This window comes from Nocardiopsis sp. NPDC057823 (genome assembly GCF_042797335.1).
Classification (GTDB): domain Bacteria; phylum Actinomycetota; class Actinomycetes; order Streptosporangiales; family Streptosporangiaceae; genus Nocardiopsis; species Nocardiopsis changdeensis.
In genome coordinates, this window is sequence record NZ_JBHVLR010000025.1 from 75,065 (window position 1) to 91,344 (window position 16,280).

General features: G+C 75.8%; 11 protein-coding genes. 4 read left to right on the plus strand and 7 right to left on the minus strand.

What is annotated here, in order from left to right; translation table 11 throughout:
- Positions 1 to 40 precede the first annotated feature (40 nt).
- From galK to ACFVNO_RS28605, 3 genes are all read right to left on the minus strand, one after another.
- Entirely contained in the window at positions 41 to 1,168 is a 1,128-nt protein-coding gene (gene galK, locus ACFVNO_RS28595; RefSeq protein ID WP_355268783.1) for a galactokinase, read from the minus strand.
- A gap of 115 nt (positions 1,169 to 1,283) precedes the next feature.
- Positions 1,284 to 2,393, minus strand: a complete 1,110-nt coding sequence (gene galT / locus ACFVNO_RS28600) for a galactose-1-phosphate uridylyltransferase (RefSeq protein ID WP_355268785.1) — start codon at positions 2,391 to 2,393, stop codon at positions 1,284 to 1,286.
- On the minus strand, positions 2,390 to 3,190 hold the full coding sequence (locus ACFVNO_RS28605) for a DeoR/GlpR family DNA-binding transcription regulator (RefSeq protein ID WP_355268787.1): 801 nt from the start codon (positions 3,188 to 3,190) through the stop codon (positions 2,390 to 2,392). The genes galT and ACFVNO_RS28605 overlap by 4 nt, the downstream gene beginning before the upstream one ends.
- Before the next feature lie 207 nt (positions 3,191 to 3,397).
- Between ACFVNO_RS28605 and ACFVNO_RS28610 the strand changes: the two genes are divergently transcribed.
- Positions 3,398 to 5,593, plus strand: a complete 2,196-nt coding sequence (locus ACFVNO_RS28610; protein ID WP_355268789.1) for an alpha-galactosidase — start codon at positions 3,398 to 3,400, stop codon at positions 5,591 to 5,593.
- An 89-nt stretch (positions 5,594 to 5,682) separates the two neighbouring features.
- On the opposite strand, the gene thiD is transcribed toward ACFVNO_RS28610, so the two are convergent.
- Together thiD and ACFVNO_RS28620 are read right to left on the minus strand one after the other, a co-directional pair.
- Positions 5,683 to 6,480, minus strand: a complete 798-nt coding sequence (gene thiD, locus ACFVNO_RS28615) for a bifunctional hydroxymethylpyrimidine kinase/phosphomethylpyrimidine kinase (RefSeq protein ID WP_355268791.1) — start codon at positions 6,478 to 6,480, stop codon at positions 5,683 to 5,685.
- A 181-nt stretch (positions 6,481 to 6,661) separates the two neighbouring features.
- Positions 6,662 to 7,915 (minus strand): NAD(P)/FAD-dependent oxidoreductase, encoded by a 1,254-nt coding sequence (locus ACFVNO_RS28620; protein ID WP_355268793.1) that lies wholly within the window; start codon positions 7,913 to 7,915, stop codon positions 6,662 to 6,664.
- 128 nt (positions 7,916 to 8,043) lie between these two features.
- Between ACFVNO_RS28620 and ACFVNO_RS28625 the strand changes: the two genes are divergently transcribed.
- From ACFVNO_RS28625 to ACFVNO_RS28635, 3 genes are all read left to right on the plus strand, one after another.
- Positions 8,044 to 9,210 (plus strand): hypothetical protein, encoded by a 1,167-nt coding sequence (locus tag ACFVNO_RS28625; RefSeq protein WP_355268795.1) that lies wholly within the window; start codon positions 8,044 to 8,046, stop codon positions 9,208 to 9,210.
- 84 nt (positions 9,211 to 9,294) lie between these two features.
- Positions 9,295 to 9,915 carry a TetR family transcriptional regulator C-terminal domain-containing protein gene (locus ACFVNO_RS28630; RefSeq protein ID WP_355268797.1) on the plus strand — a complete coding sequence of 207 codons (621 nt, stop codon included), beginning with the start codon at positions 9,295 to 9,297 and terminating at the stop codon, positions 9,913 to 9,915.
- 32 nt (positions 9,916 to 9,947) lie between these two features.
- Positions 9,948 to 11,201 carry a DUF418 domain-containing protein gene (locus tag ACFVNO_RS28635; RefSeq protein WP_378897206.1) on the plus strand — a complete coding sequence of 418 codons (1,254 nt, stop codon included), beginning with the start codon at positions 9,948 to 9,950 and terminating at the stop codon, positions 11,199 to 11,201.
- A gap of 58 nt (positions 11,202 to 11,259) precedes the next feature.
- On the opposite strand, the gene ACFVNO_RS28640 is transcribed toward ACFVNO_RS28635, so the two are convergent.
- Positions 11,260 to 15,948 carry a hypothetical protein gene (locus tag ACFVNO_RS28640; RefSeq protein WP_378897209.1) on the minus strand — a complete coding sequence of 1,563 codons (4,689 nt, stop codon included), beginning with the start codon at positions 15,946 to 15,948 and terminating at the stop codon, positions 11,260 to 11,262.
- 132 nt (positions 15,949 to 16,080) lie between these two features.
- Positions 16,081 to 16,280, minus strand: a 200-nt coding sequence (locus tag ACFVNO_RS28645) for a hypothetical protein (RefSeq protein ID WP_378897212.1), incomplete at its 5' end; no start/stop codon positions are given.

Consider the following 16,280-nt stretch of genomic DNA (forward strand, 5'->3'; position numbering starts at 1 on the left):
CGGGAACCGGTGAGCGCCGACGGGTCCGGAGGGACCCGGTTCAGGCGAGGCGGCGGGCGCCGGGGGAGGGGACGGTGGCGAAGAACGCCGGCTCGGCGAAGCCGCGCTCCTTGTAGGCGCCGCGGACCGCCTCGGCGCAGGCGTCGGCGCGCCCGGCCCCGACCAGGGCGATCACGCAGCCGCCGAACCCGCCGCCGGTGATGCGCGCGCCCAGCGCGCCCCCGGCCAGGGCGGCGTCCACGGCGGTGTCCACCTCCGGGACGCTCACCTCGTAGTCGTCGCGCAGGGAGGCGTGCGAGGCGGTCAGCAGCGGTCCGACCGCGGCCACCGCACCTGCCCGCAGCAGGTCCACGGCCTCCAGCACCCGGGCGTTCTCGGTGACCACGTGGCGCACCCGGCGCCGGGTGCGGTCGTCGGGCAGGGCGGCCAGCGCGCCGGGCAGGTCGGTGACGTCGCGCAGCGCGCGGACCCCCAGCAGCCGGGCGGCCTCCTCGCAGCTGCGGCGGCGGTCGGCGTAGGCGCCGTCCACCAGCCGGTGCGGGGCGCGGGTGTCCACCACCAGCAGGGTCAGCCCGTGTGAGGCCGGGTCGAAGGGCACGTGCTCGGCGGCCAGGGTTCGGGTGTCCAGGAACAGGGCGTGTCCCCCGCGGGCCAGCATCGACGCCGACTGGTCCATGATCCCGCAGGGCATGCCGACGAAGCCGTTCTCGGCCCGCTGGGCCAGCCGGGCCGTCTCCTCCGGGGCAGGGGGCGCGTCCCCGGCGGCGGCGAGCAGGGTCGCGCACACCAGGGCGGCGGAGGAGGACAGGCCCGCCCCGGAGGGGACGTCCCCGTCCACGTACAGGTCCAGGCCGCCCATGGGGCGCCCCGTGTCCGCCAGCGCCCACAGCGCGCCCGCCGGGTACGCGGCCCAGCCCGCCACGGTCCCCGGTTCCGGGAGGGCGTCGGCCTCGAAGACCTCCGGGGCCTGCGCGGACCGGAACCGCAGCCGCCCGTCGGCGCGGGGCGCCGCCGCGACCGTCACCGCGTGGGGGAGGGCGACGGGCAGCACGAACCCGTCGTTGTAGTCGGTGTGCTCGCCGATGACGTTGATGCGCCCCGGCGCCCGCCACACCCCGGCCGGGCCGTACCCGAACGCCGCGCGGAACCCCCGCGCCGCGGCGCTCACGCCGGCTCCCGGGCGGTGTCGCGGCGGCCGGGGACCGGGCGGCCGGGCGCGGAACCGGGTGGCGGGGCGGCCGCCGCGCTTTCCTCGGGCCCGGAGCCCGCGGTGGGGGTCGGTCTCACGGCGCGGCCTCCCTGAGGCGGCGGGCGACGGTCTCGGGCGCGACGTCGTTGACGAACACCCCCATGCCGGATTCGGTCCCCGCCAGGTACTTGAGCCTGTCGGGCGCGCGGCGCACGGAGAACACCTCCAGGCGCAGCCGGGACAGGTCGCGGCCGGTGCGCACGGGGGCCTGGTGCCAGGCCGAGATGTAGGGCAGCGGCAGGCCGAACAGGCGGTCCAGCCGGCGCAGCACGTCCAGGTACAGCGGTCCGAAGCCGTCGCGTTCGGCGTCGGTGAGGGAGGGCAGGTCGGGCACCGGGCGGTGCGGGTAGAAGTGGACCTCCACCGGCCAGCGGGCGGCCGCCGGGACGAACGCCGTCCAGTGCTCGCCGCGGGCGACCACCCGCAGCCCCGCCTCCTGTTCGGCGTGCAGGACGTCGGCGAACAGGTCGCGGCCGGTGCGTTCGCGGTGGGCCCGTGCCGAGTCCAGGATCCGCCGCGTGCGCGGCGTGACGAAGGGGAGCGCGTAGATCTGCCCGTGCGGGTGGGGCAGGGTCACCCCGATCTCCGCGCCCCGGTTCTCGAAGCAGTACACCTGCTCCGTGCCGGGCAGGGCGGACAGCGCGCGGGTGCGCTGCGTCCACGCCTCCAGGACGGTGCGCACCCGGCGGGGCGTGAGGTCGGCGAAGGAGGCGTTGTGGTCGGGGCCGAACACCACCACCTCGCAGCGCCCGGTGCCCGGACGCCGGGACCGCTCCACCTCGCCGACGTCGTCGAGGACGCGGCCGCCGTCCGCGGCCAGGGAGGGGAAGCGGTTCTCGAACACCACCACGTCGTAGTCGCCGGCGGGGACCTCGGTGGCGCGGTCGGCCGTGGACGGGCACAGCGGGCAGGCGTCGGCGGCCGGCATGTGGGTGCGGCCCTGGCGGTGGGAGGCGATGACCACCCACTCGCGCAGCAGCGGGTCGAAGCGCAGCTCCGAGGCCGTGGAGAGGGGCGGCAGGTCGCGCCGGTCGGGCTCGGGGACGCGGGGCGGGGCGCCGTCCTCGTCGAAGTACACGATCTCGCGCCCGTCGGCCAGCCTGGCCGGGGTGACGCGGACGCCGTCGGCGGCGGTCCGGCTCATGCCGGGTCCTCCTTCTCCGTCTGCGGGGCGCGGACCCCGGCGAGGACGAGGCGGCCCACGCGCTCGCCGAGCACCTCGCGGGCCCGCGGGTCGAGCCCGTCGTCGGTGACGAGCACGTCGCAGCGGTCCAGGGGCACGATGGTGCTGATGCCGACGGTGCCCCACTTGCTGTGGTCGGCGGCCACCACGAGGGTCCCCGCCGCCTCCACCAGGGCCCGGTCGGTCTCGGCCTCCAGGAGGTTGGGCGTGGTGAACCCGGCGCGCTCCTGCATGCCGTGCACGCCCAGGACGAGCAGGTCCAGGTTCAGCCCCTGGATGGAGGCGAGCGCCAGCGGGCCGACCAGCGCGTCGGAGGGGGTGCGGAAGCCGCCGGTGAGGGCGACCGTCCGGTCCGGGCGCGCGGCCCGGTGGAACACCTCGGCCACCGGCAGGGAGTTGGTGACGACGGTCAGCCCCGGGGTGTCGACCAGGTGCTCGGCGACCAGCGCGGTGGTGGTGCCGCCGGACAGCCCGACCGCCGCGTGCGGGGGTACGAGCCCGGCGACGGCGCGGGCGATCGCGCGCTTCTCGTCCCCCTGGAGGGCGGACTTGGCGGCGAACCCGGGCTCCTCGGTGCGGGCCCGGGCGACGGCTCCGCCGTGCACCTTGCGCAGGGCGCCCCGCGCCTCCAGGGCGTCCAGGTCGCGGCGGACGGTCATGTCCGACACCGCGAGGCTCTCGACCAGGTCCGCGACCCGGACCGCGCCGGTGCTCCGGATCCGTTCGAGGATCAGCTCCTGCCGTTGGGCGGCCAGCATCGCTTCTCCTCGGCCGGTGGAAAATGTTCGATCCCGTTGGGAACTGTGGACCATGGGCCGTCGAAGTGTCAACAACGGGGGAGAGAACGCTCCACGGCCCCGCTTTGTGTCGGAAGGCGTTGGATCGTGTCGGCCGGTGTATTGACAGCCGGCGAACCCGGAACCGAGCATGTGGGGGCCGCCCCAGCGACCCCCGGAGGACCGCCCGTGCCGCAGCAGCCGGGAGCGCCGACCGCCCCCGCCATCGCCCCCGACGTCCCGACCGTCCGACTGGCCGCGGCGGGGACCGCGCTGGTGCTGGGCGTGCCCGACACGGGCCTGCCGTACGTTCTGCACTGGGGCGCCGACCTGCCCGACACCGCCGGGCTGGCCGCGCTGTCCGGCCCGGCCGTCCCGCACAACACCGTCGACGCCGCCTTCCCGCTGTCGCTGGTCCCCGGCCAGGGGGAGGGCTGGTCCGGGCACCCCGGGCTGTCCGGGCACCGCGAGGGCCGGGCCTCACACCCCCGCTGGCTGGTCCGCGAGGTCGTCGTGGACCCGCTGCCGGACTCCCCGGCCGGCACCGGCGGGGTGCTGGTGTTCACCGCCGAGGCGCCGGCCGCGGGACTCGGGCTGCGCGGCGAACTGCGGATGGAGGCCGACGGGCTGCTCCGGGTGCGGCTGGAGGCGACCAACACCGGCGATGACGTGTGGACCCCGGCCGCCCTCCACGTGTTCCTGCCGCTGCCCCGGGAGGCCGAGGAGGTGCTCGACCCCACCGGGCGGTGGTGCCGCGAACGCGCGCCCCAGCGCCGGGACCTCGCCCAGGGGACCCTGCTGCGGGCGTCCCGCCGCGGGCGCACCGGCCACGACGCCCCGCTGTTCCTGGTCGCCGGGACCCCCGGCTTCGGCTTCCGCCGGGGTGAGGTCTGGGGCGTGCACGTCGCCTGGAGCGGCGACCACGTCCACCTGGCCGAACGCCTGCCCGAGGGGGCCGGGCAGGCCGACGCCGTGCTCGGCGGCGGAGAACTCCTGCACCCCGGCGAGGTGCGCCTGGCCCCGGGCGAGTCGTACGGCACCCCCTGGGTGTGCTTCTCCTGGTCGGACCGGGGGCTGGACGGCATGTCGGCGCGCGTCCACCGGTGGCTGCGCGCCCGCCCCCACCACCCGGCGACGCCGCGGCCGGTGGTGCTCAACACCTGGGAGGCCGTCTACTTCGACCACCGCCTCGACAAGCTCAAGGCGCTCGCCGACACCGCCGCCCGCGTCGGCGTGGAGCGCTTCGTCCTCGACGACGGATGGTTCCGCGGCCGCCGCGACGACACGGCGGGCCTGGGTGACTGGACCGTGGACCCCGACGTGTGGCCGGACGGGCTGCACCCGCTGTTCGACCACGTGCGCGCGCTGGGCATGCAGGTGGGGCTGTGGGTGGAGCCGGAGATGGTCAACCCCGACTCCGACCTGTTCCGGGCGCACCCCGACTGGATCCTGGGCCCCGCCGACCACCGGCCGCCCACCGGCCGCGGCCAGCACGTGCTCGACCTGGGCCGCCCCGAGGTCGCCGCGTACCTGCTGGAACGGCTGGACGCGCTGGTCGCGGAGTACCGGCCCGACCACCTCAAGTGGGACCACAACCGCGACCTGTTGGAGGCCGTGCACGGTCCTACCGGCGGCGCGGGCGTGCACCGCCAGACCGCCGCCGTGTACGCGCTGCTGGACCGGCTGCGCGCCCGCCACCCCGGACTGGAGGTCGAGTCGTGCTCCTCCGGCGGCGGCCGGGTGGACCTGGGCGTGCTGGAGCGCACCGACCGGGTGTGGGCCTCCGACGTCAACGACCCGCTGGAGCGGCTGGCGATCCAGCGCTGGACGGGCCTGCTGCTCCCCCCGGAGCTGGTCGGCGGCCACGTGGGCGGGCCGGTGTCGCACACCACCGGCCGCGCCACCGACCTGGCGACGCGCTGCCTGACCGCGCTCATCGGCCACCCCGGCATCGAGTGGGACATCTCCGCCTGCACCGAGGAGGAGCTGGACGTGCTGGCCCGCTGGACCGCCCTGTACCGGGAGCTGCGCCCGCTGCTGCACACCGGGGACCTCGTCCGCGCGGACGACCCCGACCCCGCCGAACAGCTCGACGGTGTCGTCGCCCGCGACGGCGCGCAGGCCGTCTTCCGCTACGCCCGCCTCACCTCCTCGGTCCGCACCCACCCGGGCCGGGTCCGCCTGCCGGGACTGCGCCCGGACCTGCGCTACCGCCTGCGGTGGCGCCAGGACACGGGATGGCCCGCCACCATGCAGCGCGCCGTGCCGGAGTGGTCCGCCCGCGGGGAGGCGGTCGCCTCCGGCCGCGTCCTGGAGCGGTCCGGCGTCCAGTTGCCCAACCTCACCCCCGGCCAGGTGCTCCTGCTCCACCTCACCCCCGCCTGACCGCCGCCCCGGCCGGAGGGCGGCCCGGGCCGTTCGGCATTCCGAAGGCCCGGGTGCCGGGTGCCCCGAGGGCCCACGCCCCGGACGGGTCAGCGTGGGGAGCGGGTGGTGACCGAGGCGAAGGGGGCGTGCGTGGTCAGCCTCTGCTCGATGCCCCGGCGCACCATCTCCTTGGCGGTGGCCGCGGCCGCGCCCACCTCGGCGCCCTTGGCCAGCTCCGCCGTGATCGCGGCGGCGAAGGTGCAGCCCGCGCCGCTCACCCGCTCCTGCCCGATCTTGGGGGCGCGCAGCACGGTCACCTCCTCGCCGTCGAAGTGCACGTCGACGGCGTCGGGGCCGGGCAGCTCCACGCCGCCCTTGGCGATCACGTGCGAGGGCCCCAGGTCGTGGATGCGCCGGGCCGCCTCGACGAGGTCGTCGACGGTGTCGATGCTCTCCATGCCCGACAGCGTCATCGCCTCGAAGTGGTTGGGCGTGATCACCGTCGCCAGCGGCAGGACCTTCTCGGTGAGCGCCTTGTCGGTGTCCAGCGCCGCGCCCGGCTCCTGGCCCTTGCAGATCAGGACCGGGTCCAGCACCACGTGCCGCCAGTCCCGCTCGCGCAGGCCCTGCGCGACCACGTCGATGGTGTCGGGGGTGCCGAGCATCCCGATCTTCACCACGTCCAGGTCGTGGCAGGCCGTGGCCGCCTCGATCTGGTCGGCGATGACCTGCGGGTCGACCGGCACGAACCGGTGCCCCCAGCCGTTCTTCGGGTCGAAGGAGACGATGCAGGTGATCGTCCCCATCCCGTAGACGCCCAGCTCCTGGAACGCCTTCAGGTCGGCCTGGATCCCGGCGCCCCCCGTGGCCTCCGAACCCGCGATCACGTACGCGCGATCGGTCATCGGGCAACCCCCCTCGTGTTGGATGTGCTCTGGTCGGTGCCGGGAACGGACTCGGGGAAGGCGAGACGGTTCCACGGCTCCGCACAATTCCACCACAAAGCCCAGGTAAGGGGGCGTTGTCCACAGGTCGCCCCGTTCTCTCCCGGGTGCCTCCGGGGCCCGGTCCGGCGGCGGGACGGGCTCAGCGGTCGGACAGCAGGTCGTCGGAGACCGCGTAGCCGCTGTCGTAGGCGCCGTCCACGGTGTTCTCCCCCGTGACCGCCTCCCCCGCGAAGAACAGGGTCCGGTCCACCGGTTCGCCCAGCGCCGCGGGCGCGTCGTGCGCCCCCGGCGGGACGTGCAGGTACGCGCCCCGGCTGTACTCGTCCGCCGCCCAGTCGTGCGTGATCCTCCCCACGGGGTCCGGCACCGCGCCGCCCACCGCGGACGCCAGCATCCGCAGCCCCTCGGCGAACCGGTCGGGGCCCGGGCGGGCCAGCAGGTCGCGGGCCCGGTCCCCGGCGGCCCACACCGACACCGTCTCCGGGGCGCGCGCCACGCTCCAGACCACCGCGCCGTCCCCCTCCAGCGTGTCCCGGCCGGCGGGCAGGACCGGCCGGTCGAACCGGTACACCAGCTTGACGGCGTCGGTGGCCTCCAGCGCCGCCGCCGCGTCCCGGTGGCCGGCGGGCAGCGCGGGCTCGAACCGCACCGACCCCGACCGCAGCACCCCGACGGGCAGCGCCAGCACGCACCGGCGGGCCCGGACGGGGCGCCTCCGCCCGGCCACACCGATCTCCACCCCGGCCGGTCCGCGCCGCACGAGCCGGACCGGGCTGCGCAGCGCGATCACCGGGCCCGCCGCCAGCGGTTCCAGCAGCCGGTCGTACCCGTCCGGCACCCGGAAGTCCTCCCGCGGCGCGCTCCACCAGTCGAGCACCCCGGTGTCGTGCACCCACCGCGCGCTCCACCGCTCCAGGGGCTCTCCGTCGACCTCCACCGGCGGCCACAGCGACTCGGGCACCCCCAGCCTGCGCAGGTAGGCGGCGGCGTCCTCGTCCTCGCGCGGCCCCCGGGGCAGGTCCAGGGGCGGCGGCGCCGGCCGGTCCGAGCGCATCCGCACGGTACGCGCCCCGGTCTCGGCCACCAGCTCCCAGGTGGAGGCGTCCGCCCCGTGGATCAGCCCGGCGCCCAGCTCCACCGCCACCGGCGCCAGGGACCGGTCGGTGAACACCTGGCCGCCCACCCGGCCGCGGGCCTCCAGCACCACCACACGCAGGCCGTGGTCGTACAGGTTGCGCGCGGCGGCCAGCCCGGCCGGCCCCGCCCCGACCACCGCCACGTCCCATTCCGGGGGCGGGACGGCGGAGGAGGCGGTGGCGGCCAGCAGGGCGCCGCCGCCCAGCGCGAGGAAGGCGCGGCGGCTCCGGCGGGAGGGGCGGGGGTCGGAGGGCATACGGGTATGAGAGCACGCGCGGCGCGCACGGCCGCTCCGGGGTGCGGTCCGTCACCGCCATGCACCAGACTCGGACACGGAACACCGGCCGCCCGAACCACACCGGTCACCGAGGAGTCACACAGCGCATGTCCGACACACAGAGTCCCGGCGGTCCCCGCCCCGATCTGGTCGCCTTGATCGTGGAGGCGTTCGCGCGCGCGGAGATCACCGCGGAGCGGCGTTCTTCCACCGAGGTGCTGATCCACCTCCCCGAGGCCGAGCCCTTCCTCAACGACTACGCCGAGGCGGTCCGGAGCGCCCGCGAGTACCCCGGCGAGCAGTACCCGGAGCTGGCCTCGCAGGTCGTCCTCGCGCTGATGCGGGGCTTCCGCGAACGCGGCGTCGCCCTGGGCACCCACTACCCGCCCCGCACCTCCGACCACGCCCGCGGCGCCCTCCTGGCCGTGCTCGAACAGCTGGGCCTGCGCGCCAGGTTCCTGTTCCCGAACGTCCTGGAGGTGGAGACCCCCCAGGGCTCGGTCCGCACCGACGTCAGCCGGTACCTGGAGGGGCTGGAGGACGCCTCCGTCGACGCGGCCTTCGACCGGGCGGGCCCCTACGCGGAGGCCCTCGCCGGGCAGATCCGGCAGATCGCCCCGCAGAACGCGGACTCCGCCGGGCGGCTGCGCTCCCGCGTCTACCCGGCCGACGCCCTCCCGCAGGAGGTGTGGGACACCCTGCTGTACCGCGACTTCGCCGAGGGCCTGCGCGAGACGGTGGTCATCGACACGCCCGACAGCGTGCAGCCGCTGAACCGGTCCGCGCTGGAGTCGATGGACCTCACGCCGGAGCAGGCCTTCACGCAGGCGGTGGCCGCCTCGGTCGCCGAGGAGGTGGAGGCGAGCGAGGTCGACCTCGGCGGCGCGGCCATCATCCACATCGGCGGGGCCCAGCCCTACACCGCCGCCCAGGCCCACGTGCTCTCCCGCTTCCTGGGGGAGGCGCCCCACGGCGCGCTGGTGGCCTTCCCGGTGCGCGAGGTGGTGCTGGCGCACCCGCTGGGCAAGGGCCACCCGATCATGGCGATGGAACGCCTCCAGGAGCTGGCCGAGCGCTTCGTCGCCGACGCGGAGAAGCCGATCAGCGCCCAGCTGTTCTGGTGGCACCCGGACTCCGCCGAGCGGGCCGAGGCCGGGGTGCCCGACCTGCGCCCGGTGGGGGTGAAGGTCGACCACGGGGACCGGTCGGTGTCCCTGTACACCTCCGACGACGAGTTCGGGCCGCTGCTGAACCGCTTGATGGAGGCCGGCTGAGGCCTCCCGCCCCGGGCGCGGCCGGACCCGGCCGCACCCGGGGCCACCCCTTGCCCCATAAAAATAGTGCGGTATTATTTTTTCATGGCACGGACCGCGGATCACGAACAGAGGCGACGACAGGTCGCCGAAGCGCTCATGGCGGTGGTGGGGGAGCGGGGCCTGGCCCGGACCACCCTCGCCGACGTCGCCGACCACGCCGGGGTGTCCGTCGGCCTGGTGCAGCGCTACTTCCGCTCCAAGGCGCAGCTGCTGCGGTTCGGCGTGGAGCACATGTACCACCGGGCCGAGCAGCGGTTGCAGGAGGTCTCCGACGGACCGGTCTCCTCGGTGCGCGACTGGCTCGACCGCGCCACAGAGACGCTGCTGCCCCTGGACGACGAGCGCGTCCGCGAGCTGACCGTCTGGCTGGAGTTCCTCCCGGCGGCCCTGGCCGACCCCGAGATGCTGCGGATGCACCGCGAGACCACCCGGACCCTCGCCGACGCGCTCACCGAGGCGCTGGAGATCGCAGTGAGGGAGGGGGAGCTCCCCGCCGACCGCGACCCCCGGGCGGAGGCGGTCGCCCTGATCGCCTGCGTCGACGGCCTGACCCTGCACCACCTCGTCACCGCCGAGCCCTTCACCGCTGAGGCGATCCGTACCGCCCTCACCACCCACCTCGACCGGCTCTTCACGGCCCCTGAGAGCCCCCGGACCCCTTGATCACCGATGATCCCGACACGGAGGCCACGACCTTGACCGGTCACACCGACGAGACCCGAGCACCCGACACCCCGGCGGCCCCCGCCGCACCCGGTGCCCCTGCGGCCGCGTCCCGCCGCCTGCCCCTGCTCGACGTCCTGCGCGGCGTCGCGATCCTGGGCACCCTCGCCACCAACGTGTGGCTGTTCGCCGCACCCGGCGGCGAGGCCAACATGCTCTTCACCGCCTCGCTCAGCCCGCTGGAGGCGGCGCTGGCCGACCCCTCCCCGGCGACCGTCGCCGAGGGCGTCTTCCTGCTGCTGTCCAACGGCAAGTTCCTGGCGCTGCTCACCCTCCTCTTCGGGGTGGGCCTGGCCATCCAGTTCCGGTCCGCGGCGAAGAAGGGCGGCCGCTGGCCCGGCCCCTACAAGTGGCGGGCGCTGTTCCTGTTCACCGAGGGCCTGGTGCACTTCACCCTGGTGTTCGCCGCCGACGTCCTCATGGGCTACGCCGTGACCTCCCTGCTGGTGGCCTGGCTGCTCACCCGGTCACAACGGGCCCAGAACGCGGTCATGTGGACCTGCCTCGTGCTGCACCTGGCCGTGGTCGGCCTGCTCACCGCCGCGTACACGCTCTTCCCGCAGCCGGGCGAGCAGTCCGCCGACGGCGGGGTCCCGGCCGACGTCGTGGACCTGTACGCGCACGGCGGCTACCTCGAACAGATCGCGTTCCGCCTGGACAACGCGCTGGCGATGCGCTCGGAGCCGATCATCACGTTCGCCTTCATGGTCTTCATGTTCCTGCTGGGCGTGCGCCTGTTCCGGGCCGGCGCCTTCGGCGGCGACGCCGCCGGACGTCGGCTGCGCGGCCGCCTGCTGGCCTGGGGCCTGGGCGTGGGCGTCCCGCTCAACATCGCGACCGCCCTGGGCGGGGCCGACCTGTTCTTCGTGGACCGCTACGTCGCCGCCCCCGTCGTGGCCCTGGGCCTGGTCGGCGCCATCGGGTGGCTGGTGGACCGGGCCGACCCGGCCGGGTGGGGGATCGTGTCCCTGTCCTCCCTGGGCCGCATGGCGATGAGCGGGTACGTGGCGCAGAACCTCCTGTGCATGCTTGCCTGCTACGGCGTCGGCCTGGGCCTGGCCGCCCGGCTGGACGGGACCGGCCCGTGGTGGGTGATGGGGCTGTGGGCGGCGGTCGCCGCACTGCTCCTGGCCTGGTCCACCCTGTGGCTGCGCCGGTTCCGGCTCGGGCCGCTGGAGGCGCTGCAGAAGGCCGTGCTGGGCCGGCTCCCCGAACGCCGCCGCTGACGGCGCGGGCCGCCGACGGCGGGCCGGTGGTGCGCGGCGCGCACCACCGGCCCGCGGCTCAGCCGTCCGCCTCCCGGGAGCGCCAGGCCGCCTCGAACATCTCGTGCAGCGGGGCGATCGGGAGCTGCCCGGAGGTCGGGGAGACCAGCACCTTCTTGTCGGAGAGCACCGCGAAGTGGGTTTCCAGCTTGGCGGCCTCCACCGGCAGGTCCGGCGCCTTGGGCGCCACCCACCCGTCCTGCGCGAACAGGGTCCGCCCGGCCCGGGGCCGCTTGCCCAGGTCGACCGCGCCCGTCTCCAGCAGCCGTGCGGCCGTCTTCTTGTGCCGGGCCGCCGACCAGCCGTTCCACCGGCGCACGTTCTGGTCGGTGGGCCGGGACAGGGTGAGCAGCTGGAGGTACAGCGCGGCCGCGTCGGCGTCGGTGTCCAGCGCGGCGGCGGCCTCCTCCACCAGCTCCGGAACGCTCAGCCGCGGGTCGGCCTCGTACCCGCCGGCCGGAACGGGGGTGTCCGCGGTCCGCGCGGCCATGCGGCCCAGCGACCCGACGCAGACCTCCCTGAGGCCGCGCAGCTCCACCAGCAGCGACGCCTTGTCCTCGGGATCCTTGAAGTCGCGCGCGACCAGGGCCTTCTCCGTCGCCTCGTACACCCCGGGCTCGAAGAACCCGGCGGGACGCACGTAGACGTGCCCCCAGTGTGTTCGTCCGGCCGCCATGACGAGCAGCGGCCCGCCCAGGATCTCGGGGATCCGCCGTTCGGGGTCGCGGGTCCGGTGCAGCCGGTAGGGCAGCCGCTCGTACCCGGTCGCCTCCAGCAGCGGGAGAATGTCGCCGAGGTCGGCGTAGGAGCCCACCGGCACCAGCAGCCCCGGGGCCCGCATCCGGTCGACCAGCCGGCGGTGCAGCTCCGGCACCCCGGCGGCACACGGGTGGCCCACCGGGAGCCGGGCGGACGGCCACGCCACGAGCGAGGTCGCCACCCGGTACGGGTAGCAGGTGACCGGGTCGTAGTGGTAGATCTTGCGGTCCGGCAGCCCGTCCTCCGACACGGAGAACAGGGAGGGGTTGCTGTACGGTCCCTCGTCCTCGGCGATGACGCGATTCAGGTCCCGGGTGCAGAAGTCGGAGGAGGACGGGTCCATGAGCGTCTCCGCCCACTGCGCACCCAGCTTGAGCTCCTTGTCGAGCAGGGCGACGGCCTCCGCGTCGAGCACGGGGCGCACCCCGACCAGTTCCGCCCACACCGCGGCCGCCCGCTCGGCGGCGCGCACGTCCCCGTCCGGCTCCCACAGGTCGGCCGGATCCTCAGGTAGAGCAGCGCCCAGCAGCCGGGTCAGGCCGTCCGGGCCCAGGGTCCTGACCACCCGGTCGTACTCCCCGGCCAGGCTCGTCCGCGCCTTGGCGCCGCCGGGCCTGGCGTCCGGGAGCCCCAGGCGCCCGTTCAGCACGAGCACGGTGAGGGGCTCCAGGGCCCCGGTCCGGCCGACGAACGCGCGCACCGCCGCGTCCCCGGCCCGGGTCGGCCCCCGCTCATCGAGGAGCTCCAGCAGGCGCCGGATGCGCGCGGCCCGGTCGGGGCCGACGGTCACCGTGTCCACGCCGTCGGCCTCTTCGGGGGCGGGCGCGGAGTCCGGCTGCACGAAGTAGTACCACTCACGGGGGTGCGGGATCTCGCCCGGTTCCGGGGCGGGGTGGACGGAGGAACTCCAGGACGTCTGTACGCGCTTTCCGGTGATGATCGCCTGTCCCACCGCTACCAGCGGCTCCAGTGCGCCGCCCCGGGCCAGTCCCCGCCGCCACCGGGTGCCGGGCTCGGCGAAGGGCAGGCCCGCCCAGGTGCGGAGCAGGTCGGTGAGTGTCCGCCGGGCCTCCTCGTCGGTCGTGGTCGCCAGCCTCCACAGGGCGGCGTCCACCCGGACCAGCAGGTCGGGCCAGTGGACGGGCGGTGCGGGCGGGGAGACCCGGCGGGTCGCGTCGGTGATGTCCCCGCGCAGGAAGGCCCCGTCGGCGGCCACGGCCGTGAGGGTGGCGGCGCCGGACCCCTTGGAGAGCGCCAGCGGAGTGAGGCCGTGCAGGGCCCGGCCCAGTTCCCCGTCGGTCGTGGCGGACGGTGCCACCACCTTCGCGGTCTCGATCGAGGAGAGGAAGCGGGTCGCCCGCTCCCGGCGCCCGCGCACCCCGGCCGCGTGCAGCACGGTCTCCACGATTCCGCCGGGGCCGTCGACGAGCCGGTCGTCGGTGACCCCGGGGAGCAGCCGGGCCACGGCGTCGCGCACCGCGGCGGCGTCCCCGGTGCTCCCGGCGGCATCGAGGAGCCCGCGGGCCAGCGCGGCGTCCGCCCCGCGCAGCGCCCTGGAGCCCTCCGCGTCCCGGGGCACCAGGAAGTGCCAGAACGCGGGCGGGGGGAACAGCATGCGGCCGCCGCCGTCGCCCGGTCCGTCCGGGTCGTGGCCGGGGAGGCACCACACCTCCCACCACGGCTCGTCGCCCTCGGTCGTCAGGCAGCGCAGAACGCGCACGCGGCTCTTCCACTCCTCCACCAGCAGGCCGTCGCCGCCCCCGGGCATGCGGAGGACGCCCCAGGATTTGGAGGTGTACCTCTGACCCGTCGTGGCCCTGCGTCCGTCGACCCCTTCGACGACGGTGGTCCGGGACTTCTTCCCGGACCCCTCGCCGACGGCCTCGCGCAGGCGGAACCCGACGACGCCGTCCACCGCGCCCAGCGGTGAGTCCGTGACGCCCTCGGGCAGCGGAGCCAGGCTGCACCGCCCCAGCCGGGAGTCCTTCCCGGCATCGGTGCCGACGAGGAACCCGGGGCGGGAGTGCACGCCCGTCGGGGTCCCGTCGACCGGGTCGAGCTCCTCGAAGGGCGGGTCGTCGGCCTTGCGCACGTACAGGTGGCGCCACAGCCGCTCACCGTCGCTCAGCAGGTCCTCCGAGCGGCCCACCCCCTCGGGGTCGCCCGGCCGCACCAGGCGGTCGCCCCCATGGCGGCCCCGGTCCCCGCCGAAGCTGAAGCCGAGGGCGTCGCTGAAACGTCCGCCGGGGGAGGGGACGTCACCGGGCCGGACCCCGGTGAGGACGCGCCCGGGGTCCGAGCACCAGAACGCCGAGCGGTGGTCCGCGTCGTCGTCGCCGTCGTGCCAGGTGACCAGGAGGTCGTCCCCGACGTGGTGGACGGCGAACCGCGACGCCTCCGCCGGGATCGTGAACGAGACGCGGGCCCGCACCCCCCGGTGGTCGACGGCGACGGCCAGGGACCGCCCGTAGAGGGTGAGCACCGGCCAGCTGGAGGTCATCCCCAGCAGGGGCTCCTCCGCCGCGGCGAACTCCGCGACGGCCTCCTCGAAGGCGGGCCAGGTGTACTCCGCGGGGACGCCGAACCGCAGGGCGCGGGCCAGCGGCCCGGACAGGTCGGGGCCGTCCAGGTACCGGCCCGCCCGGGCCAGGGCCAGGGCGTTCCCGTGGCCGAGCATCTTCTCCACGGCGGCCACCGCCGCCTCGGCCGCGAGCGGTGTGCCCTCGGTGAGCCGTTCCATGTGGGCGTCCAGGGCCTGCGCGGTCTCCGGTGCCAGGCCGGGGACGTCGCCGGGAGCGGCCGGTGCGGACTTCGGTGCGGGCTCCGGTGCGGGGGCCTTCGGAGCCGGACGGAAGCGGGCGAACCGCGGGTCGGCCGCCACCGCCTCCAGCGGTCCGCTGATCCGGGAGCGGAGCTCCACCCTCGGGCCGGGGTCGGCCACGGGCAGCCCGGCGGCCAGGCAGGCGTCGGCGAACCCGAGGTCCAGGGTGGGCCTCCACCGGCCCGCGTCCAGCCTGACCCGCCCGCCCCTGGCGCGGACCCGGTCGGCGATGCGCGGGACCAGCGCGTGCAGCTCCGGCGCCATCGGCTGGATCTTCATGTACCGGCCGTCCTTGACCTGGGAGTACCGGCGCGGGAAGGCGGAGAGCCAGTCCGCGTACCCGCCCGCGGGCACGATCCTCCCGTCCACCAGGTCGTCGATCAGCCCGAGGGAGTCCAGCAGTCGCAGCCAGGCGCCGCCGTCGGTCGTGGCCTGGGGGAACAGGTTCACCAGGGCGGCCCGGGCGCCCTCCTCCGGCGGGTGCTCGGCGAACACCTTCGCCGCGGCGTCCAGGAGCCTGTCGGAGGCCCCGGCCCCCGGGGCGCGCTCGGTGAGGATCCGGCCCAGGGCGCGGCCGACCTCGTCGGGTCCCAGGCCGGCGTGCGCGGCCGCCGCCCGCAGCCGGGTGACGAGGTCGGCGGGCAGGCCGTCCTGCCCCCGCGCCCAGCCCTGGAGGAACCGCAGGAACTCCCGGTACGCCTCCTCCGCCGGGAACAGCCCGGTCAGCCGGTCCCAGTGGAGGCGGACCTCCTTGGCGGGCAGGGCGCCGTACCGGGTGAACAGCAGCGCGTTCTCGACCGCGTGCACCTTCGACACCGGGAGCCGGTGCCGCGCCTCGGCCTCCCGGGCCGCCGTGTACGCGGCCCCGGCCCGGCGGGGGTGCTGCGGGGCCAGCCGGTGGCCGATGGTGTCCCACAGCCACGGCAGGTGGTCCAGGGGGAGCCCGACCCGGGAGGCGCGGGACTCGATCCAGTTCAGGTCCCCGGCGAGCTTGCGCGGGGACTGCGGCAGCTTGTCGAGGAACTCCGCGGCCGCCTGTTCGTTGGCGGGGTCGTTGAGGCGGACCCAGTCGGAGTAGAGCGTCGACTCCGAGGCGTGCTGCGGGAGAGGAGGGAGTGGATGAGGCATGCGGGGAGTATCCCAGCGGTCACGGACACCCCGGGGCCCCGGGCCCGCCCCGCCGCACCTCAGAAGAACGACCGCCGGAACGGCGCGGTGCCCCGGACCGGCGGGTCCGGGGCACCGGGCGTGTGCGGCGGCTCAGGCCGCGAGGGAGGAGGACTCCCGGCGGCCGGAGGCGGGGAGCGCGGAGGCGTCGGGCGTGTCCTCGTTGCCCTTCAGCGGCGCGAAACCGCGCAGCCGGAGGCTGTTGCTGATGACGAAGACACTGGAGAACGCCATGGCCGCTCCCGCGATCATCGGGTTGAGCAGTCCGGCGGCGGCCAGGGGCAGTGCCGCCA

Excerpts from the sequence above, each read along its gene's own strand:
- galT (WP_355268785.1), bottom strand. The coding sequence starts at position 2,393 with ATGAGCCGGACCGCCGCCGACGGCGTCCGCGTCACCCCGGCCAGGCTG.
- ACFVNO_RS28630 (WP_355268797.1), top strand. The coding sequence starts at position 9,295 with ATGGCACGGACCGCGGATCACGAACAGAGGCGACGACAGGTCGCCGAA.
- ACFVNO_RS28625 (WP_355268795.1), top strand. The coding sequence starts at position 8,044 with ATGTCCGACACACAGAGTCCCGGCGGTCCCCGCCCCGATCTGGTCGCC.
- ACFVNO_RS28620 (WP_355268793.1), bottom strand. The coding sequence starts at position 7,915 with ATGCCCTCCGACCCCCGCCCCTCCCGCCGGAGCCGCCGCGCCTTCCTC.
- ACFVNO_RS28640 (WP_378897209.1), bottom strand. The coding sequence starts at position 15,948 with ATGCCTCATCCACTCCCTCCTCTCCCGCAGCACGCCTCGGAGTCGACG.
- ACFVNO_RS28605 (WP_355268787.1), bottom strand. The coding sequence starts at position 3,190 with ATGCTGGCCGCCCAACGGCAGGAGCTGATCCTCGAACGGATCCGGAGC.
- thiD (WP_355268791.1), bottom strand. The coding sequence starts at position 6,480 with ATGACCGATCGCGCGTACGTGATCGCGGGTTCGGAGGCCACGGGGGGC.